At 65.8% G+C, this 21,785-nt stretch carries 18 protein-coding genes and 1 pseudogene; 13 read left to right on the forward strand and 6 right to left on the reverse strand.

Annotated features, from left to right (window positions below; translation table 11 throughout):
- The first annotated feature begins 46 nt into the window (after positions 1-46).
- Positions 47-874, forward strand: coding sequence for a response regulator transcription factor (locus tag DZC52_RS12865; RefSeq protein ID WP_245960823.1), 828 nt, complete (start codon positions 47-49; stop codon positions 872-874).
- A gap of 19 nt (positions 875-893) precedes the next feature.
- Here the strand turns inward: DZC52_RS12865 and DZC52_RS12870 are convergent.
- Positions 894-1,719 (reverse strand): annotated as a pseudogene (locus DZC52_RS12870) (RibD family protein).
- Positions 1,720-1,848: 129 nt separating this feature from the next.
- On the opposite strand from DZC52_RS12870, the gene DZC52_RS12875 reads away from it, so the two are divergent.
- Positions 1,849-2,964, forward strand: a complete 1,116-nt coding sequence (locus DZC52_RS12875) for a GTP cyclohydrolase II (protein WP_116651551.1) — start codon at positions 1,849-1,851, stop codon at positions 2,962-2,964.
- Positions 2,965-2,995: 31 nt separating this feature from the next.
- On the opposite strand, the gene DZC52_RS12880 is transcribed toward DZC52_RS12875, so the two are convergent.
- Positions 2,996-3,763: a creatininase family protein gene (locus DZC52_RS12880; protein ID WP_116651552.1), complete on the reverse strand. Its 768-nt coding sequence runs from the start codon at positions 3,761-3,763 to the stop codon at positions 2,996-2,998.
- A gap of 4 nt (positions 3,764-3,767) precedes the next feature.
- Positions 3,768-4,490, reverse strand: coding sequence for an FkbM family methyltransferase (locus tag DZC52_RS12885; protein ID WP_245960824.1), 723 nt, complete (start codon positions 4,488-4,490; stop codon positions 3,768-3,770).
- 98 nt (positions 4,491-4,588) lie between these two features.
- Here DZC52_RS12885 and DZC52_RS12890 point away from each other — a divergent pair, with 98 nt between their 5' ends.
- The 3 genes from DZC52_RS12890 (at position 4,589) to DZC52_RS12900 (ending at position 8,072) form a co-directional block, all read left to right on the forward strand.
- Complete coding sequence (locus DZC52_RS12890) at positions 4,589-6,181, forward strand: LTA synthase family protein (RefSeq protein WP_116651554.1); 1,593 nt, start codon at positions 4,589-4,591, stop codon at positions 6,179-6,181.
- A gap of 118 nt (positions 6,182-6,299) precedes the next feature.
- Positions 6,300-7,235, forward strand: a complete 936-nt coding sequence (locus DZC52_RS12895) for a glycosyltransferase family 2 protein (RefSeq protein ID WP_116651576.1) — start codon at positions 6,300-6,302, stop codon at positions 7,233-7,235.
- 21 nt (positions 7,236-7,256) lie between these two features.
- A complete protein-coding gene (locus tag DZC52_RS12900) occupies positions 7,257-8,072 on the forward strand; it encodes a hypothetical protein (protein WP_116651555.1) in 816 nt (271 codons plus the stop codon).
- Between the two features lie 9 nt (positions 8,073-8,081).
- Here DZC52_RS12900 and DZC52_RS12905 read toward each other — a convergent pair whose 3' ends face one another.
- Positions 8,082-9,122: a zinc-dependent alcohol dehydrogenase family protein gene (locus DZC52_RS12905; protein WP_220338376.1), complete on the reverse strand. Its 1,041-nt coding sequence runs from the start codon at positions 9,120-9,122 to the stop codon at positions 8,082-8,084.
- Positions 9,123-9,238: 116 nt separating this feature from the next.
- Between DZC52_RS12905 and DZC52_RS12910 the strand changes: the two genes are divergently transcribed.
- Positions 9,239-9,520: a hypothetical protein gene (locus tag DZC52_RS12910; protein WP_220338377.1), complete on the forward strand. Its 282-nt coding sequence runs from the start codon at positions 9,239-9,241 to the stop codon at positions 9,518-9,520.
- A gap of 24 nt (positions 9,521-9,544) precedes the next feature.
- Here the strand turns inward: DZC52_RS12910 and DZC52_RS12915 are convergent, their stop codons facing one another.
- Positions 9,545-10,063: a SixA phosphatase family protein gene (locus tag DZC52_RS12915; protein ID WP_116651556.1), complete on the reverse strand. Its 519-nt coding sequence runs from the start codon at positions 10,061-10,063 to the stop codon at positions 9,545-9,547.
- A gap of 98 nt (positions 10,064-10,161) precedes the next feature.
- Between DZC52_RS12915 and DZC52_RS12920 the strand changes: the two genes are divergently transcribed.
- The 3 genes from DZC52_RS12920 to DZC52_RS12930 are packed head-to-tail and all read left to right on the forward strand — an operon-like array spanning position 10,162 to position 14,400.
- Entirely contained in the window at positions 10,162-12,414 is a 2,253-nt protein-coding gene (locus DZC52_RS12920) for a prolyl oligopeptidase family serine peptidase (RefSeq protein WP_116651557.1), read from the forward strand.
- Positions 12,415-12,470: 56 nt separating this feature from the next.
- Positions 12,471-13,883, forward strand: a complete 1,413-nt coding sequence (locus DZC52_RS12925) for a M20 family metallopeptidase (RefSeq protein WP_116651558.1) — start codon at positions 12,471-12,473, stop codon at positions 13,881-13,883.
- 7 nt (positions 13,884-13,890) lie between these two features.
- Positions 13,891-14,400 (forward strand): adenine phosphoribosyltransferase, encoded by a 510-nt coding sequence (locus DZC52_RS12930; RefSeq protein ID WP_116651559.1) that lies wholly within the window; start codon positions 13,891-13,893, stop codon positions 14,398-14,400.
- 85 nt (positions 14,401-14,485) lie between these two features.
- On the opposite strand, the gene DZC52_RS12935 is transcribed toward DZC52_RS12930, so the two are convergent.
- Entirely contained in the window at positions 14,486-16,372 is a 1,887-nt protein-coding gene (locus DZC52_RS12935; protein ID WP_116651560.1) for a S8 family peptidase, read from the reverse strand.
- A gap of 280 nt (positions 16,373-16,652) precedes the next feature.
- Between DZC52_RS12935 and DZC52_RS12940 the strand changes: the two genes are divergently transcribed.
- From DZC52_RS12940 to DZC52_RS12955, 4 genes are all read left to right on the forward strand, one after another.
- Complete coding sequence (locus tag DZC52_RS12940; RefSeq protein WP_116651561.1) at positions 16,653-18,035, forward strand: tryptophanase; 1,383 nt, start codon at positions 16,653-16,655, stop codon at positions 18,033-18,035.
- 10 nt (positions 18,036-18,045) lie between these two features.
- Positions 18,046-19,428: an aldehyde dehydrogenase family protein gene (locus DZC52_RS12945; RefSeq protein WP_245960825.1), complete on the forward strand. Its 1,383-nt coding sequence runs from the start codon at positions 18,046-18,048 to the stop codon at positions 19,426-19,428.
- Positions 19,429-19,450: 22 nt separating this feature from the next.
- On the forward strand, positions 19,451-20,248 hold the full coding sequence (locus DZC52_RS12950; protein WP_116651563.1) for a lysophospholipid acyltransferase family protein: 798 nt from the start codon (positions 19,451-19,453) through the stop codon (positions 20,246-20,248).
- Between the two features lie 83 nt (positions 20,249-20,331).
- A complete protein-coding gene (locus DZC52_RS12955; RefSeq protein WP_116651564.1) occupies positions 20,332-21,690 on the forward strand; it encodes an aminotransferase in 1,359 nt (452 codons plus the stop codon).
- Positions 21,691-21,785 lie beyond the last annotated feature (95 nt).

Genomic DNA, 21,785 nt, shown 5'->3' on the forward strand with positions numbered 1-21,785 from the left:
TCCCCGGACACGCCAGTGACGATGGTCATCGCAGGGGGAAAGTGTTTTGAAACAGTGGCTTGAAGGCACGCTCCGGGTCGAGGAGTGGACCGCGGATACGACCGTGGCCGTGGTGACCTGGGCGGTTTTGCTTGCAGTCAGCCTGGACGCGGCGTTCGATGCGGGCGGTTCGGCGGCGACCGCCCTGCTGGCGGCCGGTCTTTTTCTGGTCTATCTCGTGGCCCTGCTGGCGGTGGCGGTCCGGCAGTCGCCGTCGCCGCAACGCGCCCGGGTTTGCCTGGGTGTTGAACTGGGTGCGGCCATCGGCCTTTTCGTGCTGATGCCGCTCGACTATCTCGCGATCCTGCTGGTCATCTGGTCCGCCCAGGCGAGCTGGTTCGTCGATCTTCGGCGCGCCATCGCGCTGGCCCTGGCCGTGTCGCTCGCGTTCCTTTTCGCCAGGCCCCTGGCCTGGGGCGAGGCGTTCGAGCTGTCGTCCTGGGCACTGTTCTCGATGTTCAACGTCTTCGCCGCGGTGATGATGACCCTGGTTCGCCGCGAGCAGGTGGCGCGCCTGAAGCTGGAGCGCTCCAACCGGCAGCTCGAGACCGCCCGCGACATGCTCTCGGAGGCCGCCCGTCAGGCCGAGACGATGCGTCTGGATGCCTTGCGGGAGGCGCCGGTGTTGGCCGAGCCCCTGACCGACAAGGAACGCGAGATCCTGCGCCTGGCCGCCTCTGGTTGCAGCAACCGGATGATCGCGGAACTGCTGCACAATTCCGAGGGAACCATCAAGAACCACTTTTCGAACATTCTCGGCAAGCTCGGCGTGAGGGATCGAACGGCCGCGGTCGTGCGGGCGCTTGGCTCGGGCCTTCTCGATGAGGGCCGCTGAAGCGTGGTTTCCGCCGAGGTCAGTCGAGAGCAGGCTCGCGCAGGATGACGTCCACGAGGAGCTCGTCCTCGAGCCGGAAAGTACGGATGCGCGGACGGCGGGCTTCATCGAGCCGATCGATGGCGGGCAGGTCGAGGCCGTTGCGTCCCGATCCGATGATCAGCGGGGCGATGAGCAAGTGAATCCGGTCGAGTGCGTCGGCGTGCATGAACCCGGAGACGGTATCAGCGCCCCCTTCGACCAGGAGGCGCTGCAGGCCGCGCTCGGCCAGGGCATCGAGGATGCTGGCCGGGGAGAAACGGCCTCGGTCGAGCGGCAGCCGGACGCGTTCGACGTGAGCGGGCGCGGGTGAGGGCGCCGCATCGTCCGCGATCAGCTGGAGCACACGGTGCGGTCCCGAGCCTTCTTCGAACAGGGGGCCGACCGCGTCCACGCGAGCGCGGGGATCGACGATGACGGGCACCGGGTTGGGGCCGGTCACGTTCCGGACGGTTAACTGCGGCAAGTCCGCGCAGGCCGTGCCGGCGCCGACCAGCACGGCGTCGACCAGCGCCCGCAGGCGGTGCAGGTGCGCCAGGGCAACGGGACCGTTGATGTACTGCGAGTGACCGGTGCGCGTGGCGATTCGTCCGTCCAGGCTCTGGCCGAGCTGGGCGACGACGATCCGTTCGGCGGTGGCGATCGGCCCCAGGACGTCGAGCAGGGCGGCTGCGCTATCATCGAGAGCGGTATCGGCTTGCCAGTCTCCAGAGCGGTGCAGCTGGAGTCGGACGCCGGGCATCGGAGCATTCAGGGTCGGCTCGACCGTCCAGTCGTGGTTGCGGGCCGAGACCAGGAAGTCCCAGATCGCGTCCGGGGCGTTCGGGCGGCCGTCGTCGGTCGTGGGCAAGGCTGGCAATTCACACAATCCAGCCCCATTTGTCTTAGGTTCATCGGTCATGGAACGACATAATGGCACAGGCGGTGATAAGTTCATGCAACAGGTAGAGCGAGCCATTTTCGACCTGCGTCGCGGCCTGCCGGTCGTCGTCGGCGAAGACGCCGACGGGGCGGGTAGCAGCGTCATGGTCTATCCCGTCGAGTCGATTGCAGACACGAATCTCGCGGAAGTTCTCGAGACCGCCGGCAGTTCCCCGGCGCTGACGCTGACCCGGCACCGCATGGAGGCCATGGGCCTCGGCCTGAATACCGACGCCGCGTCGCTTCCGCTCAAGGGCGGTGATGGACTCAGTGCCGAAAGCCTCTACTGCGCTGCCGCTGCCGTCAAAGGCGGTCGCTCGGACCTGTTCGAAGAGCCGCGCCCGGCCAGCCTGGCCGAGCGCGCTGCCCTGGCGTTGATGCGGCGCGCCTTGCTGGTCCCGGCGGCACTCACCGCGCGCATAGACGGGAGCCGGCAGGCGGCCGTGGAACGGGCCGTGGAAGAGGGTCGCATCCTGCGCGTGCCCGCGCGCCTGGCCGAGCGCTGTTTCGAGTCGGGGGTCGGCATGTTGCGCCGGGTGAGCGAGGCGGACGTGCCGCTGAGTCAGTCGGTTCGCTCCCGCTTCGTGCTTTTTCGCGAGCCGGACGGCCTGCGAGAGCATGTGGCCGTCCTGATCGGCGACGCCAACGAATGGTCCCGGGAGGTGCCTGTCCGGATACATTCCTCCTGCCTGACCGGCGACCTGTTCGGCAGCCTGCGCTGTGATTGCGGGGAGCAGCTGCAGAACGCAGTACAGGCCATCGCCGAACTCGGCGGCGGCGTGCTGCTCTACCTGGCCCAGGAGGGACGTGGGATCGGCCTGGCCAACAAGCTGCGCGCCTACGAATTGCAGGACGCCGGGCTGGACACCGTCGAGGCCGACCGGGTGCTGGGTTTCGGCGACGACAACCGGCGTTACCGCGTGGCCGTGGACATTCTCGCGGACCTGTCCATCGACAGGGTTCGACTGCTGACCAATAATCCGTCCAAGGTGCGCGCCCTCAGCGAGGGCGGGGTCGAAGTCGCTGCACGAGAAGGGCTGTATGGCCGGGTCACGCCCCAGAACCGCCGCTATCTCAAGGCCAAGGCCAGCCGCTCCGGGCACCTGCTCGACGAAGTGCTCGGAAAATAGTCGCTACGGTTCAAGGAGCCTGATGCCAGGCCTAGGGTTGCCAGTCCTTGTTCCGGCATTCCGCCAGGACGGTCGCGAGGCGGCCGGCGTAGTGGGCCACCAGTCTTTCACCCAGATCCGCGGTTGCCGCGGACGCATCGCCGACAACGCCGGCGTCGTTGAGATCCTCTGCCAGCCAGGCCCAGGGCGCTTCGCCCTGGGGCGGCAGCGGTTTGCCGTGCGGGTGACGGGAAGCGAAATCCCGGGCTCGGTCCATGTGGACCAGGTCGGCAGCGAGGTGCAGCATCATGGCGGTTTCGGCCAGCCCGCCGTGCAGGCCGTCCTTCAGCTCGCCGGCGTCGAGCTGGTCGCTCGGCGGGCGGAAACGCATGTAGCTGGCCTTGACGACGAGCATTCCCCGGCGGCGCCTGAGTTCGAGCGCGGCGTCGTCCATCCAGCCGATGTTGCCGCCGTGGGCGTTGACCAGCACGAGTCGGTCGATGCGGGCGCGCGCCAGGCCTTCCCCAACGGCCACGAGCTGGTGTTTCATCTGTTCGGGCGGCAGGGTCAGGGTGCCGGGGAACGTAGCGTGCTCGTCGCTGGCGCCGATGGACAGGGTCGGCAGTGTGACAAGCGGAAACGCCGCATCGAGCCTGCTTGCTGCTTCCGCGAGCAGGCCTTCGCCGATCAGGCAGTCCGTTGCCAGCGGAAGGTGCGGGCCGTGCTGTTCGACGGCCCCGAGCACGAGCGCGGCGACCGGGCGCAGCCGGGCCAGGTCGGACAGTTCATCGCTTGTAAGTTCGCCCCACTTTCGGATCATTACGTCACGCTCCGCTCCTGCCTTCGTAGAGTATGGCGTAGAGGTCGCCGGAGGCGATGCCCTGCGCGCCTTCGTGGAGCCAGTTGCGCACCGCATCGGCGCGTTGCCACCGCGGCCAGAGGAAGGTCCGGTCCTCTCCGGCCACGGCATTGTAGCGATAGCTGCCGAGCTCGCACAGGCGGTCCAGGCAGGCACGAGTATGATCCAGGGCGCCGGCGACGAATTCGATCGACAGCGCCGGCAGTGCGACGGACAGCCCGGCCAGTACGTCGGCTTCGTGGCCTTCGACGTCGATTTTGCAGAAATCGGGTACGCCGTGCCGCTCGATCAGCGCATCGAGGGTGGTCACGGAGATCTCGATAGAATCGGACCAGGAAACTCGGGCGAATCCGGGGTGGTTGCGAGTGACTGCGTCTCGCCAGGGGCGCGAAATCGAGGCGACGGCGGGGTGAGCGGCGTCCAGCGCAAGGATGGCCCGGCCGGGGCGGGCACCGACGGCTCGCTGGTCGAGGGTTACGCTCGAGTCGCGTCCGTGGAAGCGCCGCAGCCATCGCATCATCGCCGGCTGCGGTTCGAGGGCGACCACGTCCGCCCCGAGGCGGCGAAAGGCCCGGGTTCGGTCGCCGAGGTGGGCGCCGACGTCGAAGACCAGGCCGCCGTCGGGCACGAACGGTCGATAGAGGGCCAGCAAGCCGCGGAGTCGCCCGGGGCGGCGATAAATCAACATGGAGCGGGCAAGGCCGATCATTCGCCGAAGAATCACGAGCGGCGTCCCGGGGCAATGAAACGAGACTCGAGCATGTCATGCATTGTGCGCCATCGAAAGTGAAACCGGATACCGACGCGCTCGCCATCGTGCGCATCCTGGCAGCAGGCCTGGTTCTCAACGCACTGCTGGTGTTGCCGGCCTGGTGGCGCGACGGAATCATCGGCAGCGTCTGGTTCGCCCCTGAAGCCTTGCTGCTTCCGGCTTGGGTGGCGGTCGCTTCCGGTAGACGCCGCAGCGCTCTCCTGCGCGCGGCATCGGGCGGTTTGCTGGCTTTCGTCATCGTTGCGGGCTTCTTCGACGCCCTGGTCCAGTCGGTGCTGGGGCGGCCTCTGAACGTGTTCGTCGATCCGCTGATGCTGCGCGCGGGATTCCACCTGGTCGACGGCAGTTTCGGACGGTGGCAGGCCACTCTCGCCTCGGTGCTCCTCGCAGTGGCCGTCATCGCGCTCGCGTGGGTGATCTTTCGCCTGCTGCGCCCGCAGGCGCTTCCTCCCGGCAAGGCGGCACCCGCGATCATCCTGGCAAGCCTCCTGCTCGGCTTGCCCTGGGTAGCGGCGAAGCTGCCGGTCATCGAGTCGCAGGCCTGGCGCCTGCTGGTGACGCAGGCCGCTTCCCTCGAGGCGACGCGCGATGCGCGCGCCCGGATTCTGGCCGCTGCGGATGCGCCGGAATTCGAGCCCGGCCCGCTACCCGGCCTGGCCGGGCGGGACGTTTATGTCGTGTTCATCGAGTCCTACGGCGGCAGCGCGCTCGACCGGGCGCGAATGGCCGGGCGAGTCGAACCGCTCCTTCGTCGCTGGACCGAGCGTCTGGGCGCCGCGGGGGTGGAGGCGGTCAGCGGAAGAATGAAGGCGCCGATACGGGGCGGTCAGTCCTGGCTGTCGCACGCCAGCCTGCTCAGCGGTCTGTCCATCGACAGCCAGGTCTGGTACGAGATGCTGCTGGAGAAGGACATCGGCCTGCTCTCCGACGATTTCCGGCAGACCGGTCATGTCGCGGTCAATGTCGCGCCGGGCATCGTCATGGACTGGCCCGAAGGCGACAGGCTGGGCTTCGATCGCATCTACGCCGCGGCGGACCTCGGCTACGAAGGGCCGCCTCTGGGCTGGGTGACCATGCCGGACGAGTACACCCTGCACACTTTCAGCGAGCGGATCCGGCCGCAGCAGGACGGCCCGGTTTTCGCCCAGATTGCCTTGATCAGCAGTCACTGGCCCTGGCGGCCGGTCATCGAGCCCCTGGACGACCATTCCAGGATCGGGCACGGACGCGTCTATTCCTCCTCGATCGACGAGGGCGAGCGGCCAGCCACTCTACTGTTCGATCCCGACCGCATGCGCCGTGCGTATGTCCGGAGCCTGGCCTATTCGCTGGCAGTCACATTCGACTGGGCCCGCCGCAACCTGCCGAGCGAGGCGCTCCTCATCGTGCTGGGTGACCACCAGCCAGTCTCCCTGGTGACCGGAAGGGAAGCCGGTTCCGAGGTTCCGGTCCACGTGATCAGCGGTGATCGCGATCTGCTGGCCGGGTTCATCGAAAGGGGATTCGTGCCCGGCCTGCTGCCTGTAAACGTCGACGAAGCACCACCCATTACCCGGCTCAGGCACTGGTTGAGAAGCGATTTCGCAACCGCCGAGCATTTGCCATGACGGCAGTCCACGATTAGTCTATGCGCGTTCCGGTCGCCGATCTCCGTCATGCCTACCGTCATTTGTCCAATGCACCATCGATCAGCGTTCGTCTACAACGGTGCGCCGGGGCATGTTCATGTCTGAACGCATCGCCTCGGCAGGGGGGCTGGGGTACAAACTGCGTCTGGGCGCCATCTGGCTGGCGGCCAGCGGACTGCTGCCCGCGCGCTGGTTTCAGGAGCCGCCGCCGGCGAAATCCGAACGGGCTGCGCGAACGGGCAGGTTGCACGTGGAAATCGTCAGTCATTGCTGGCGCTACGCGCACCTGCTGGCCTATCAGCTCAGCTCGCTGGTCAATCACCCGCCCGGGGAAGTGGCGGTCACGATGACGGTCTTCCATTCGCCGGAGGACGCCGAAACCGCTCGATTGCTGGAGTATTTCGGCGCCATGGAGCTGCCCAACGTCGAATGGAACTGGCAGGTGCGCGACAAGACACAGCTGTTTCGCCGTTCCATCGGTCGCAACGAGGCGGCGCTGGCGAGCCGGGCCGACTGGATCTGGTTCACCGACTGCGACGTGATTTTCCACGCCGATTGCCTCGACGGTCTGGGCCGGTCCCTTCAGGGTAGCCGGGAGGCGCTGGTTTATCCGGATCATGAATTCTGCTCCCCGGTTTACGAGCCGGGCGACCCGGTGCTGGAAGCGGCCCGCGATCCCGGGCTGGTGGAGATCGATACGGCGAGTTTCGTTTGGCAGCAGCGATCGCGGGCGACCGGGCCACTGCAGATCACCCACGGTGATGTGGCGCGCGCCTGTGGTTACTGTAAGGACATTCCGGTCTACCAGCAACCGACCGACCGCTGGGCCAAGGCGCAGGAGGACCGCGCATTTCGCTGGCTGCTCGGCACCACCGGCGAACCGGTCGCGATTCCCTCGGTCTACCGGATCCGTCACCAGGCCAAGGGGCGCTATCGCAAGCAGGGTGTGCACAGTCGCCTGCGGACCCGGGTCCGTCAGGCCCAGCTGCGCGTGCGCGAACGCGGCAACGGCCAGGACAACGGCGGCTCCTGAAGTCGGCGAGCAGGCCAGGGCATGACCCGAATCCGTTTCCATATCGGCGCCCACAAGACGGCCACGACCCACTTGCAGATGACGCTTGCGCGTTGCCGGCTGGTTGCGGGAACCCGCTATGTGCCGCTCAAGCGGTTGCGCCGCCTGCTGACTTCCCGCGTCAGGAAGGGCCGGCTGATTCTGCCATGGCATCGCTGGTACCGCGGCACCTGGCTGTTTTCCGACGAGAACATACTCGGCACGACCGCCAATGCGCTCGAGATGTATCCCCAGCCCGCTTCAGCCCTGGCGTACTTCGCCGATTGCGAGCTGACCGTTTTCCTCTGTGTGCGCGGCTACGAGACCTTCCTGCCTTCGGCATGGGGCGAAAGACTGTGGCATCACCCGGTGCGACCTTTTCGGCCCGAATTGCCGCAACGCCGCTGGACCGACCTGGTCGACGATCTGAAAGCCGCGCTGCCCGGCGTGGCCATTCGGGTGTGGCGTTACGAAGATTACCGGGTGCATTCAGAAGCCATCATTCGGGACTATGCGGGGGGCGCGATAGAGCGGTTTTCGTCGTCCCCGGGCAGTCGGCCGAAGTCCGGGTTCTCGGCCCGCGCGGTGGAAGAGCTGGGGCGATACGCCGGGACGAAGGTGGGCAAGCGCCGCCTGTTGTCCATTCGCGAGCGATTCCCGGTCGGCGAGAACCATCCGCCCTTCGATCCCTGGTCCGAGGAGCAGAAGCGGGTGCTCGCCGAGATGTACGCCGACGACCTGGCGGCTCTGCGCGAGCGTGTCGAGTTGTGGCAGCCTGGTATGCCCCGTCACTCATTCTATGAGTCACAGAATGAGTGACGGGGCACACTAGCGAGACCTGTCGCGGCCATTGGTCAGGTCGATCACGGCGGCGCCGGTGAAACGGCCGTGCCGCAGGTCCGCAAGGGCTTCGTTGGTCCGCGCCAGCGCGTATCGGTGCACCGTCGTGGTCACGGGGATCTTCGCTGCCAGGGCGAGGAATTCTTCTCCGTCCCGGCGCGTTAGGTTGGCGACCGACATCAGGCTGCGTTCCTGCCAGAGCTTCTCGTAGGCGAAGGCGGGGATGTCGCTCATGTGGATGCCGCCGCTGACCACGGGCGCGCCGCGGTCGACGTGGTCCAGAGCGGTGACCATCAGCTCGCCCAACGGTGCGAAGACCAGGGCGGCGTCGAGCGTGACGGGCGGCGCCTCATCGCTGCCCCCGGCCCAGGCCACACCGAGTTCGCGGGCGAGCGACAGGGCCGCTTCGTCGCCGGGCCGAGTGAACGCGAAAACCGACTGGCCGAAGTGGTTCGCGACCTGGGTGAGGATATGCGCGGCGGCGCCGAAGCCGTAGATGCCGATATTGCGATTGTCCTCGCCGCCGGCCAGGCGCCAGGTGCGGTAGCCGATCAGGCCGGCGCAGAGCAATGGTGCGATGTCGAGTGGGACGGCCGCCTCCGGCAGGGGAAAGCAGAAGGCGGCGTGGGCCTTCGCGTACTCCGCGAATCCGCCGTCGAGCGTGTAGCCGGTGAACTCCGCGGACTCGCAGAGATTCTCCCGACCGCTGCGGCAGAAGCGGCAATCGCCGTCCGTGCGGCCCAGCCAGGGAACGCCGACGCGCTCTCCGACCGATATTCCGCTGACGTGTTTGCCGGTCGCTACCACGCGACCGACGATCTGGTGGCCTGGAATCAATGGCAGTTTCGGTTTGTCGAGGTCGCCGTCGATAATGTGCAGGTCGGTCCGGCAAAGTCCGCAAGCTTCTACGCGCACAAGGACCTGGTCGTCGGCTTCGATGGCGGGAACGGCGACATCGCGCATTTGCAGGGGGCGGTCGGGCCCCTCGAACACCATCGCGCGCATGGTTTCGGGAACGGGTTCAGTCATGCTCGAGCTTCTCATTCGAAACCACCGTCAAGTCTAGGGCGAGATTTCGTTCAGCGCACGCTCAGGGAAAAAGCGGGGCGCCGTGGTAACCTGCCGACCATCGGCAATCAGGCGGTGTGGATCGTATGCGCGTGATCTTTCTCTTGCTTTCGCTGTGGCTGGCCGCGCCGGCTGCAGCCAGTTGTGAACTCTCCTCGGCGCGACTGGGTAACGCCTTGCTCAAGGTCGGCGACTCCGAACGAAAGGTGCTCGAGAAGGAACCGGATCGCACGGTGCGCCTGGAGAACCGCCGTGGGGGTGCTGCGGGAATCCGCTACGACTTCTACCTGCGCGGCAAGACGATCCAGGTCTACGTCAGGGGCGGCAGGATATCGACGATCTGCCATATCAACGAGTGAGGCCCGCGAAGGGGTGAGGTTTCGTCACGGCGACGGGCCGTAGCGGGATTCGATGACGTCCATTCCCGAAGCCGAAGGTACCAGCAGATAGAGTCGGTCGTAGTCCGATTCCCCGATCGGCGAGACGACGCTGCCCGACAGCGCCTCCACAATGAGAGGAACCGTGTTGGAGTGGCCGGCGATCACGATCAGGCCTTCGGCACTGGATTCCTTCACCTTCTCCACGATTGCCTCGATATGGTCCTCGATCGCACCCGATTCGGCCGGCACGACCGAGACGTCGAGCCCTCGACGCCGAGCCAGCACCGCAAGCGTCTGACGGGTGCGCCTGTACTGCGAGGCGATCAGCTCGCTTACCCGTGCATGGCCCAGGGCGTTCGCGAGGGATTCGGCACGCTGACGACCCGCGCGGGTCAATTCCGGATCGCGGCTGCCATCGTCGGCCTTTTCGGCATGGCGCACGATGACGACCCCTGTCGCCTCTGCCACGGCCGTCGCAAAGGGCAGGGCAATCAATACGATGATCAGGCAGAAGGCTCTCATGCGATTTGTCCGGAGCGAGTCGAACGGGCATTATACGATTGCCCTTGCGGGTGTCCGTACTTGACCCTTTTCGAACCGTTTCTACCGGAGACCGCCTGATGAATCGATGCCGGCTTGCGGCGATCCTCTTGTTGTCTGCCGCGGCGTTTTCCGCGTCCGGTGCCGAGGCACCTTCGCTCGAGCGTATCGTCTCGCTGCCGAGCCTGACGGGCACGGCGCCTTCTGCACCGGCATGGGCGCGGGACAGTCGTCGGGTCGCGTTTCTCTGGAACGACGAGGGGATGCCGTTTCGCGACGTCTGGGTGGTCGAAAGCGACGGAACCGGACTCCAGCGGCTCACTTCACTGGCGCCGACGTTCGCGCCGCCGCCCGAGTCGGGGCAGAGCCGTCGGGAAATGCTCGAGCGCAGCGCAACCCGGCACGATACCGGCGTGGGCCAACTCCAATGGATGCCCGATTCGGACCAGATCGTTTTCATGCATGGCGGGCGGATGCAGGTCGTCCCCGTCGGGGGCGGCGACGTCAGGCCCTTGCTGTCGAACGACAGCAGCGGGCACTCACCGGTCTTCTCGCCCGCAGGTGAGCGGCTGGCCTTCATTCGCGAGAATGATCTTTGGCTCCACGATTTCGCCCGGGGCGTTTCGCATTCAGTGACGGACCTCGGGCAGGCCGGCATCGGGACGGTGCCGGTCGGTGCATTCGCCGGCCCCGACGCCTACATCCGAAGTCACACCTGGTCGTCGGATGGCAGATACCTGGCCTTTGTCCACATCGACCGCAGCGAGGTTCGCCGCGTCCCCATACCCGCCTGGCTGCACGGGGCCGAACCCCTGCTGCACGAGGTACGACGCGCTTATCCGGGTGATCGCGACGAGCGCCAGCGAGTCGGAATCTACGATACCCGGGACCAATCGCTGAAATGGCTCGAAACAGGCGACCCAACCGCTCGAATTTTCTACGAAATTTCCTGGTCTCCAGCGCGCCCGGAACTGCTCGTTCATCAGGGCCTCGACGTGGCGGAGAAACGCTGGATCCATATCGCCGATGCGGCCTCCGGGCGGCTTCGTACGCTATGGGAGGACGAACGACCGAGCCGCGTCTACCCGATTTTCCGGGCGGTGTGGAGCGGCAACGGCGAGCAGGTTCGCTTCGTCGGAGACATGCACGACCACTACCGCCTCTACACGGTCGATGCTGATGGGGGCGAGCCCGCAGTGCTGACGCGAGGCGACTTCGACGTGGCCGCGACTCGTTCGGCGGCTGCGGTCGAGACCCGCGGGAAGTCGCTCTATTTCGTTGCCGCGGCGCCCACGCCCTACGAGCGTCACCTCTATCGCCTGGAAGAGGGCGCAGAGCCCGTGCGCATCACCACCCGGCCGGGGGTGCACCGGCCCGTGATCTCGCCCGACGGCCGGCATGTGGCCAGCGTGCACTCCAGCGACAGTCGGCCGGCGGAGCTCTATGTCGGTCCCGCCGATGCCGGGTCGGAATTGGCGCGAGTGACCGAGTCTCCCGCGCCGGACTTTCCGGATTACGACTGGATCGAACCGCGATACGTGACCTTCCCGGGGCCGGAGGAGGGCAAGAGCCTGCACGCGCGAATCGTCGAGCCGCGCAACATGGCGCCCGGCCAGCGCTACCCGGTCTTGATCGGCAACATCTACTCCAACACGGTGCGCAACGCCTGGGACGCAGACCGGCCGACGACCAACCTTCAGCAACGCCTTGCGCTGACGGGCGAGTACATACACGTGCAGGTCGACCTGCGCGGCAGCGTGGGTTACGGCGTGGCTTTCCGCGAAGCCTTCCAGGGCGACTGGGGGCGGGGCGATCTGCGTGATCTGGTCGCCACCGTCGACTATCTGACAACGCTCGACCATGTCGATCCCGAGCGCATCGGCCTGTGGGGCAACAGCTACGGCGGCTTGATGGTGCTCTCGGCGCTGTTTCGCGAGCCGGGGCTGTTCGCCGCCGGCGTGGCCGGCGCGCCGGCTGTGGATGTTCACCACTTTACCGGCTACGACCAGCACCTGACCCGGCGGCCCGACACGCATCCGGAGATCTTCGAGAACGGCAGCCTGATGGACCTGGGCGAAGACCTGGTCGATCCGCTGATGATCATCCACGGCATGCATGACGACATCGTGCCGTTCAAGACGACCCTGATGCTGACCGAGAAGCTGATGCTGCTGGGCAAGGATTTCGACCTGGTGGCCATGCCGCGTGCACCGCACTGGTGGGCGGGTACCGAACACTACGCCGTGTACACCTTCGGCAAGTTGGAGGATTTCTTCCGGCGTCACGTGCCGCCGGGGCCGATGCCGGCGAATGGCGAGTTCGCCGACGAGTGAGCGCCGCGTGGCGGCATAATGAAAGCATTCGGATAAACCAGACGGGACAGGAAGACATGCAACTGGAACAAGCCCGAGACACCATCGAAAAGCTCTGGCGCGACGACATGGTCGATGCTCTATCGGAGTTCATCCGTATTCCGGCCAAGTCGCCTGATTTTGACCCGGACTGGGCCGCGAACGGCTATATCGACGATGCCGTCGAACATACCGTCAAGTGGTGCCAACGCCAGCCGATCAAGGGCATGCAGGTCGAAGTCGTCCGCCTCGAGGGGCGCACGCCCGTCGTCTTGATCGACATTCCCGGCAGCATCGACGACACGGTGTTCCTTTACGGCCATCTCGACAAGCAGCCGGAGGCCAGCGGCTGGGCCGAGGGGATGGGCCCCTGGAAGCCGGTCGTCCGCGACGACAAGCTCTACGGCCGGGGAAGTGCCGACGACGGGTACGCGGTTTATTCTTCAATCGCCGCAATTCGCGCAGTCCGGGAGCAGGGCGAGCCGCATGCGCGCTGCGTGTTGCTCATCGAAACCTGCGAGGAGTCGGGCAGCTATGACCTCCCGGCCTATATCGAGCACCTGGCCGACCGCATCGGCTCGCCCTCGCTGGTGGTCTGTCTCGATTCCGGCGCCGGCAACTACGAGCAGATGTGGATTACGAGTTCGCTCAGAGGGATGGCGGCCGGCACGCTGCACGTCGACATCCTGTCCGAGGGCGTGCATTCGGGCATGGCCTCGGGCATCGTGCCGTCGAGCTTCCGCATCGCCCGGCAGCTGATCTCCCGGCTGGAGGACGAGACGACCGGGCGCATCCTGCCCGAGACGCTCAACGTCGAAGTGCCCGAGCAGAGGCACCAGCAACTGGCTGCCGTGGCCGACCAGCTCGGGGATGGCATTCACGCCTCGCTACCCTGGGTGGACGGTGCCGGGCCCGTCGGCGAGACACCGCTGGAACGCCTGATCGCCCGCAACTGGCGTCCGGCCCTGGCGGTGACCGGGGCCGGCGGGCTGCCCGAGCTCGGGCAGGCCGGAAACGTGTTGCGGCCCGGGACCTCGCTGAAGCTTTCCATGCGTCTGCCGCCGACGCTGGACGCCGAAACGGCCACGCAGCACATCAAGGACTTGCTCGAGCGCGATCCGCCCTACGGCGCCCGCGTTCGCTTCGAACCCGAGCCGCCGGCCGACGGCTGGAATGCACCCGAATTCGCGCCCTGGCTGGAGTCTGCCTGCCAGAAGGCTTCCGAGGCCTTCTTCGGCAAACCGGCGATGTTCATGGGCGAGGGCGGCTCGATTCCCTTCATGGCCTTGTTGGGTGAATCCTTCCCCGAGGCGCAGTTCCTGATCACCGGGGTGCTGGGGCCGAAGTCCAACGCGCACGGGCCGAACGAGTTCCTGCATCTGCCCTACGTCAGCAAACTCACTGCCGCGGTGGCCAGCATTCTGGCCGATCACGGCGCGCGCGAGCGCTGAGGTCGCCATGGATTACCGTGAACTGATCCGCGACGTGCCCGACTGGCCCGAGCCGGGTGTCGTCTTCAAGGATATCACCCCCTTGCTGGCCGATCCAAAGGGGCTGGCCTGGGCCGTGGACCGGCTCTACGAACCCTTCGTCGGTAAGGGAATCGACCTGGTGGCGGGGATCGAGTCGCGCGGCTTCATCTTTGCCGTCGGTGTGGCCCGAGCGCTTGGTGCGGGCTTCATCCCCGTGCGTAAGCCCGGCAAGCTGCCGAGGTCGACCGTGCGGCGGGAATACGCGCTCGAATACGGCAACGACGCCGTGGAAATGCATGCCGATGCTGCCGGCGAGGGTCAGCGTGTGCTGGTGGTCGACGACGTGCTGGCCACCGGCGGCACGATGGCGGCGACCTGCGAGCTGTTCGCCGAGACCGGTGCCGACGTGGTGGGCGCGGCCGTGCTCATCGAACTCGGGTTTCTCGATGGTGCTCAGCGCGTGGCAGCGCCGCTGCATTCCGTGCTGCTTTACTGAACCCTTTCTCGCGCAGCGCGAGTCGACAAAAGAAAACGCCCCGGAGTCCGGGGCGTTTTCGGTTTCGGTCTTGTGACCGTTCAGCTTACGGGGTGTCGAGCCACAGGGAGTAGCTGCCGCTACCCGAGTAGGACTCCACGCGCCAGTAGTAGTAACCGGCAGAGCCGTTGTAGCTGATCTGCTCTTCGCTCGTGGAGCTGATCGAACGCGCGACCCGGGTCCAGCCGCCACTACCCCAGCGGTACAGCTCGAGGTCGAAGTCGGCGCTGGTCGGGCCCGAGAGCCAACCATTGTGCGTGCCCGAACCGGCGTAGTAATACGTGCCGTTGGGCTGCACTTCGGAGCCGCCGTTGGACAGCGAACCGGTGTATTCGGTGCAGTTGGTGCACGGGGCACCACCGCCACCGCCACCGCCGCCGCCACCGCCGCCTTCGTCGAAGCTGGCGACGAGGCTCACGCCGGAGTAGCTGCTGTAGCCACGGAGCATGATGTAGTAGGTGCCTTCCTGCGGGCTGGCGACATCGCAACTCTCGTTGTTGCCGTTGCGATACGGACGGCAATCGTAGGTCGAGGTCGTCGGTTCGGCACCGAAGCGGACGTACAGGTCGGCATCACCCGAACCGCCGCTCATGGCGATTTCGAGGTTGCTGGCACCGGCCGGGACGTCGATGGTGAAGTCGGCTTCCGAGCCCTGGGCGCCGGAGAGGTTGCTTTCCGGGACGCCGTTGGACAGCTCGGTGGCACCACCGCCACCGCCGCCGCCACCGCCGCCGCCACCGCTGCCGTCAAACAGCGAGTAAGCGAGGAGGTTGGGCGAGCCCGAACCGATGCCGCTGAGCTTGTTGCTCGAACCGCTCGAGTAGATCGCGCTTTCCACCTGGCTCGGCGAAGCACTCGGGTTGTCGGCGAGGTACAGGGCGGCAATACCGGCCACGTGCGGCGAGGCCATGGAGGTGCCGCTGATGGTGTTGGTCGCCGAGCTGCTGGTGTACCAGGCCGAGGTGATGCTCGAGCCCGGCGCGAAGATGTCGACGCAGGTGCCGTAGTTGGAGAAGCTCGAGCGCGAGTCGGAGCTGGTGGTCGAGCCGACCGTGATGGCGGCCGAAGAACGGGCCGGCGAGCTGTTGCAGGCATCCTGGTTTTCGTTGCCCGCGGCGACCACGACGGTGACGCCGGCACTGCGCATGTTGGCAACCGCATCATCGGTGGACTGCGAAGCACCGCCGCCCAGGCTCATGTTGGCCACGGCCGGGAACTGCGCATTCTGCGCCACCCAGTCCATGCCGGCGATCACGCCGGAGTTCGTGCCCGAGCCGTTGCAGCCGAGAACGCGCACGGCGTGGACGGTCGCACCCTTGGCGACACCGTAGGTGGAGCCGGCAACCGTGCCGGCCACGTGCGTACCGTGACCGTTGCAGTCGGTCCAGCCGCGGCCGTCGTTGATCGCGGAGTAGCCGTTCCCCATACGGCCACTGAATTCGTTGTGCGATCCGAGCACGCCGGTGTCGATGACGTAGGCATGCACGTTGCTGGCGGTCGTGTTGTAGGTGTAGCTGCCGTCGAGCGGACGGTCACGCTGGTCGACTCGATCCAGGCCCCAGGTCGCGTTGTTCTGGGTGGCGCTGATCGAGACGATGCCGTCTTCCTCGACGTAGGCCACACGGTCGTCCTCGAGCATCCGGGCGACGGCCTTCGGGTTGGCTTCCATGACGAAAGCCGGAAGGGCGTGCGAGAAGGATGCCTTGACCTTGGCCCCATGGGCCCGCGCCATGCTTTGAGCAGCGGATGCCACGGAGATTCCCCGGGCGTTGGCCGAGCCGAAGGTCGTGACGCCGTCTTTCAGGACGACGATGTACTGACCTTCGATGGGGTGTTTTGCCGTACGGAGTTCGGCGGCGTGGACATTGGCGAGGAAAGTGGTGGCCACAATGAGCAGGCCGACCAGTTTGACTAACGATAGTCTTCGTAACATGTTGGGTTTTCTCCCATTTCGATCATTTGTGAGTCCCCTTGATCGCTTGACAGGCTCCGCTCCTCTCGGAGCCCGCTTTGGGGTATACACGATCGAGCGCCGGCAAATCTACCGATATCTCGAATGCATTTGCAATTCTGTGACGGAGTTCACGCAGAAAGTTGCTACTTCGTCACGATTTCTTCACGATTTTGTTCGTACTTCACGCTGCCTGCGGGTGACGTCATTGCTGCCAGCGGCTATCATCCCCGCTGGTTTCGAAATACGAGTCCCAATATCCATGTCCGACCAGTTCCGCACGGTCATCGAGCCGTTCCGAATCAAGGCCGTCGAGCCCATCGCCATGACCACCCGGGAAGAGCGAGAGAAGTTCCTGAAAGCGGCCAATTTCAATCCATTCAAGCTCAAGTCCGAGCAGGTCATCATCGATTTGCTGACCGACAGCGGCACTTCGGCGATGAGTGCGGAGCAGTGGGCCGGAATGATGCGTGGCGACGAGTCGTATGCGGGATCGATCAGCTGGCAACGTCTCGAGAGGGTGGTGCGAGACCTCACGGGCTATCCGCACATCCTGCCCACTCACCAGGGACGTGCGGCCGAGCGCATTCTCTACAGCCACCTCGGCGGCGAGGGAAGGACCTTCCTGAGCAACACCCACTTCGACACGACCCGTGCCAATGTCGAGTTCAGTGGTGCCGAGGCCATCGATTGCGTCACTCCCGAGGCGTCGAGAGCCGACAGCGATTTTCCGTTCAAGGGCAATGCCGATGTCGAACGCATGGCGGAGCTCGTGGCCGAGCGCGGCGCGGAAAACATCGGCGCCATCATCCTGACGGTGACCAACAACTCCGGCGGCGGCCAGGCGGTGAGCATGGCCAATGCAAGAGCGGTGCGCGATCTGTGCCGCAAGCACGATCTCCTGTTCATTCTCGACGCATGCCGCATCGCCGAGAACGCCTGGTTCATCAAGCAGGATGAAGAAGGCTATGGCGGCAAGTCCTGTCGCGAGATCGCCAGCGAGATGTTCGCCCTGGCCGATGGCTGCGTGTTCAGCGCAAAGAAGGATGCCCTGGTGAATATGGGCGGCTTTCTGGCCCTCAACGATGCCGAACTCGCCGAGCACTGCACCAGCGTGTTGATCATCACCGAGGGTTATACGACCTATGGCGGGCTGTCGGGTCGCGACATGGAGGCAATCGCGATCGGGCTCGACGAAATCTTCAATGAGGATTACCTGCGCTATCGCACGCGATCGACGGCCTATCTCGGCGAGCATCTCGATCGCCTCGGTATTCCCGTGATCAAGCCGATCGGCGGGCACGCCGTCTACGTCGACGCCGGCAAGCTCTACGATCATCTGCCCGTCGACCAGTATCCCGGACAGTCGCTGGTCTGCGAGCTCTACAAGATGGCGGGCATCCGCTCGGTGGAGATCGGTTCGGTGATGTTCGGCAAGTACGACGACGGCGGCAAGCTGGTGCCGGCTCCGCGCGAACTCGTGCGCCTGGCCATCCCGCGCCGCGTCTATACCCAGAGTCATGTCGACTACATCATCGAGGCCTTCGAACGGGTGCGTGATCAGCGGCATTCGGCGCCCGGCTACCGGATCACCTGGGAACCGAAATTCCTGCGACACTTCACCAGCGACTTCGAGCCGATCTAGAATGCCGTCAATGCCCACCGATCCCGCCATCTACCCGGAAATGCTCGCCGAACTGCGCGCCACGTTCGATCGCGGACTCACTCGCCCCCTGGATTGGCGCCGCGAGCAACTTGCCGCCATCTCCCGGATGCTCGAGGAAAACGAGGATCGGGTCGGCGAGGCGCTGGCCGAGGATCTGGGCAAGCCGGCGCAGGAAGTCCTGCTCGGCGAGACGGCGCTGATCTTCAGCGAGGTCGAGCATGCACGCAAGCGTCTCAAACGGTGGGCGAGGCCGCGCCGGGTGCATACGCCCATGGTGGGCCAGCCCGGCCGAAGCTGGGTGCAGCCCGAGCCCTTCGGGATCGTGTTGATCATCGGCGCCTGGAACTATCCGATTCAGCTCCTGCTCAGCCCGCTGATTCCGGCGCTCGCGGCGGGCAACTGCGCCGTGCTCAAGCCCTCCGAGGTGGCACCGGCGACATCGAGGTTGATGGCTGAGCTGGTGCCGCGCTACCTCGACGAACGCGCCGTGCGCGTGGTCGAAGGCGCGGTCGAGGAGACCACGGAGCTGCTCAAGCTGCATTTCGACCACATCTTCTACACCGGCAGTTCCGCGGTCGGCAGGATCGTCATGCGTGCGGCTGCCGAGCACCTCACACCGGTGACGCTGGAGCTCGGCGGCAAGAGCCCCTGCGTGATCGATGCCGGTGCCGACATCGAATCGGCCGCGCGCCGCGTGATCTGGGGCAAGTGCCTCAACGCCGGGCAGACCTGCATTGCGCCCGACTACGTACTGGTCACGCCAGGAGACCGCGACCGGCTGATCGGCGCCATCGAGCATGAATTGTTCGAAATGTACGGCAGCGACCGCCTGGGCAGTTCGGACTACTGCAAGATCATCAATCGGCGGCACTTCGATCGCCTCAGGCCCCTGATCGACAGCGGTCGGGTCGTGATCGGCGGTCGCGTGGACGAGGAACGCTGTCGCATCGAGCCGACCGTTCTCACCGAGGTCGCGGCGGATGCGCCGGTCATGCGCGAGGAGATATTCGGTCCGATCCTGCCGGTACTGGAAGTGGCCGACCTCGACGAAGCCATGGCCTTCATCCGTGAACGCGACAAGCCGCTTTCGGCCTATCTGTTCACCCGCTCTCGAGAGTCCGAGCGCCGCTTCGCCGAGTCCGTCTCGACGGGGAATCTCTGCATCAACGACACCCTGATGTTCATGTCGGTGCCCGAGCTGCCATTCGGCGGCGTCGGCAACAGCGGTATGGGGCAATACCACGGCCGGGCCGGCTTCGATCGGCTCTCGCACCTGAAGTCGGTCATGAAGCGCGGATTGTTCCCGGAGATTCCGGTTCGCTTTCCGCCCTACAGCAAGCTCAAGATGCGCTTGCTCAAGTGGGTGAGTTGAGGCGCCCGGGCAGAGGGGAGAGATGGAGGAACAACGACAGGGCGGGGCGGCCGACTCGGTCGGGCGCGGACGATCGGAGGGGTTGCCGCCGCTGCCCGACTGGCTCTGGTGGCCCGTCAATGCGGCGCAGCTGATGGTGACGCTTGCCTGGTCGGCGGCGGGCATCTGCCTGGCGCTGCTGGTGCGGCTGCTCACCGGAAGCGATCGCATTCCCCTGCGCATGGCCGCCTGGATGTGGTCCCCCGTCCTGCTGCGCGGTGCGGGCGCGCGCCTGGAGGTATCGGGCCTCGATAACGTGGATTTCTCCCGGCCTTGCATGCTGGTTGCCAATCACCAGTCGATGATCGAGGTCTGCGCGCTGTTCTCCGCCGTGCCGGTGCCTCTCCGGTTCATGCTGAAGGATTCCCTGGGGCGGATTCCGTTTCTGGGCGCCTACACCCGGGCGATGGGCATGATCCTGCTGCGCCGCGGGAATCCGTCCGAAGTCGCCCGGCAGCTCGAGCGTGCCGCCGACCTGCTTCGTGACGGTCACACCCTCGCGGCCTTTCCCGAGGGCACGCGCAGCCGAGACGGCAGCGTCGGGCCTTTTAAGGGCGGGGCCTTTCGCGCCGCGATCCGCGCCGGCGTTCCGGTCGTTCCTGTCGCCATCGACGGCAGCGGCAAAGTGATGCCGCCCGGCGGCTTCGCGATCCGCCCCGGCCGCATTCACCTGGCGTTCGGTTCTCCCATTGCGACCGAGAATCTTGGCGTGGGGGATCGTCACGTCCTGGCAAGGCGCGCCAGGGCGGCCGTCAACGAGATGAAGCGCCGGCTCGACTGAACTGCGCAGCGGGGCGGCCGCCCAAGTCGACGGCAAAGCCCGTTATCATTCCGGCTGGCTTTTCGTTCGCGAATCCATCTCCCATGACCACCGACGCACTCGGCCAACTCGATCTCGACCACCTGTTCCATCCCTCGACCGACCTGAGAACGCACGGTAGGACCGGCCCGCTGGTCTGGCAGCGTGGGGAGGGCGTCTACGTCTACGACACCGAAGGGCGGCAGTACCTCGAGGGCATGGCGGGCCTTTGGTGCACGGCCCTGGGCTATGGCGAACCCGAGCTGGTCGAGGCCGCCCGCAAGCAGATGGAGACCTTCTGCTACGGCCCGCTCTTCGCCGGCAAGGCGAACGAGCCCAGCATCCGGCTGGCGGCCAAGCTCGCCGAGTGGGTGCCCATCGACGGTGCGCGCTTCCTGTTCGGCTGTTCGGGTTCGGATGCAAACGACGCCCAGGTCAAGCTGATCCGCTATTATTTCAACGCCATTGGCAAGCCCCAGAAGAAGAAGATTCTCTCCCGGGGTAACGCCTATCACGGCGTCACGCTGGCCTCGGCGGCACTGACCGGACTGCCGTCCTTCCACAAGCACTTCGACCTGCCCGGCGACGACGTCATCCACCTGACCTCCCCTTATCACTACCGGCACGCCGAGCCGGGCGAGAGCGAGGAGGCGTTCTCCGATCGCCTGGCCGAGGAATTGCGGGCCGTCATCGCTCGGGAGGGCGCCGACACCATCGCTGCAATGATTGCCGAGCCGCTGATGGGCGCCGGCGGCGTGATTCCGCCGCCGAAGGGCTATTTCGACAAGATCCAGCCCATCCTGCGTGAGAACGGTATCCTGCTGATCGACGATGAGGTGGTCTGCGGATTCGGACGCACCGGAAACGACTTCGGTTGCCAGACCTGGGACATGCAGCCGGCCACGATGACCATGGCCAAGGCGCTTTCGTCGGCCTACCAGCCGATTTCAGCGGTGGCCGTCCCGCCGTTCATGTACGAGGCCATCGCCGAGGCCTCGGGCGACGTGGGTCTTTTCGCGCACGGCCTGACCTATGCCGGCCATCCGGTGGCTGCCGCGGTCGCGCTTCGCAACCTGGAACTGATGGAAGAACGCGGCGTGATGGCGCATGCCGCGAACATGGGCGAGCGCCTGCAGGCCGGGCTCCAGCGCGTACGCGAGCATCCTCTGGTGGGTGACGTTCGCGGCGAGAGCCTGATTGCCGGAGTGGAGTTCGTCGCCGACCGGGACACCCATGAGCGCTTCCCGGCGGAGGAGAAGATCGCCTTCAGGGCGGCTGCGGCTTGCCTGGAGGAAGGGCTGATCGTACGGGCTCTGCCGGGCGACACCATCGCCGTCTGCCCGCCGCTGGTCATCAGCGAAGCCCAGGTGGACGAATTGGTCGAGAAGCTGGTGAGGGGATTGGACCGGGTGGAGCGCCTGTAGGCGCGTTAGCTAGTTGGCAAGTTGGCAAGTTGGCTGGTTAGCTGGTTAGCTGGTTAGCTGGTTAGCTGGTTAGCTGGTTAGCTGGTTAGCTGGTT

Source organism: Wenzhouxiangella sediminis, assembly GCF_003410055.1.
GTDB classification, from domain to species: Bacteria; Pseudomonadota; Gammaproteobacteria; order Xanthomonadales; family Wenzhouxiangellaceae; genus Wenzhouxiangella; species Wenzhouxiangella sediminis.

Excerpts from the sequence above, each read along its gene's own strand:
- DZC52_RS12940 (WP_116651561.1), top strand. The coding sequence starts at position 16,653 with ATGTCCGACCAGTTCCGCACGGTCATCGAGCCGTTCCGAATCAAGGCC.
- DZC52_RS12925 (WP_116651558.1), top strand. The coding sequence starts at position 12,471 with ATGCAACTGGAACAAGCCCGAGACACCATCGAAAAGCTCTGGCGCGAC.
- DZC52_RS12905 (WP_220338376.1), bottom strand. The coding sequence starts at position 9,122 with ATGACTGAACCCGTTCCCGAAACCATGCGCGCGATGGTGTTCGAGGGG.
- DZC52_RS12955 (WP_116651564.1), top strand. The coding sequence starts at position 20,332 with ATGACCACCGACGCACTCGGCCAACTCGATCTCGACCACCTGTTCCAT.
- DZC52_RS12950 (WP_116651563.1), top strand. The coding sequence starts at position 19,451 with ATGGAGGAACAACGACAGGGCGGGGCGGCCGACTCGGTCGGGCGCGGA.
- DZC52_RS12900 (WP_116651555.1), top strand. The coding sequence starts at position 7,257 with ATGACCCGAATCCGTTTCCATATCGGCGCCCACAAGACGGCCACGACC.
- DZC52_RS12935 (WP_116651560.1), bottom strand. The coding sequence starts at position 16,372 with ATGTTACGAAGACTATCGTTAGTCAAACTGGTCGGCCTGCTCATTGTG.
- DZC52_RS12880 (WP_116651552.1), bottom strand. The coding sequence starts at position 3,763 with ATGATCCGAAAGTGGGGCGAACTTACAAGCGATGAACTGTCCGACCTG.
- DZC52_RS12895 (WP_116651576.1), top strand. The coding sequence starts at position 6,300 with ATGTCTGAACGCATCGCCTCGGCAGGGGGGCTGGGGTACAAACTGCGT.
- DZC52_RS12930 (WP_116651559.1), top strand. The coding sequence starts at position 13,891 with ATGGATTACCGTGAACTGATCCGCGACGTGCCCGACTGGCCCGAGCCG.
- DZC52_RS12875 (WP_116651551.1), top strand. The coding sequence starts at position 1,849 with ATGCAACAGGTAGAGCGAGCCATTTTCGACCTGCGTCGCGGCCTGCCG.
- DZC52_RS12920 (WP_116651557.1), top strand. The coding sequence starts at position 10,162 with ATGAATCGATGCCGGCTTGCGGCGATCCTCTTGTTGTCTGCCGCGGCG.
- DZC52_RS12885 (WP_245960824.1), bottom strand. The coding sequence starts at position 4,490 with ATGTTGATTTATCGCCGCCCCGGGCGACTCCGCGGCTTGCTGGCCCTC.
- DZC52_RS12945 (WP_245960825.1), top strand. The coding sequence starts at position 18,046 with ATGCCCACCGATCCCGCCATCTACCCGGAAATGCTCGCCGAACTGCGC.
- DZC52_RS12915 (WP_116651556.1), bottom strand. The coding sequence starts at position 10,063 with ATGAGAGCCTTCTGCCTGATCATCGTATTGATTGCCCTGCCCTTTGCG.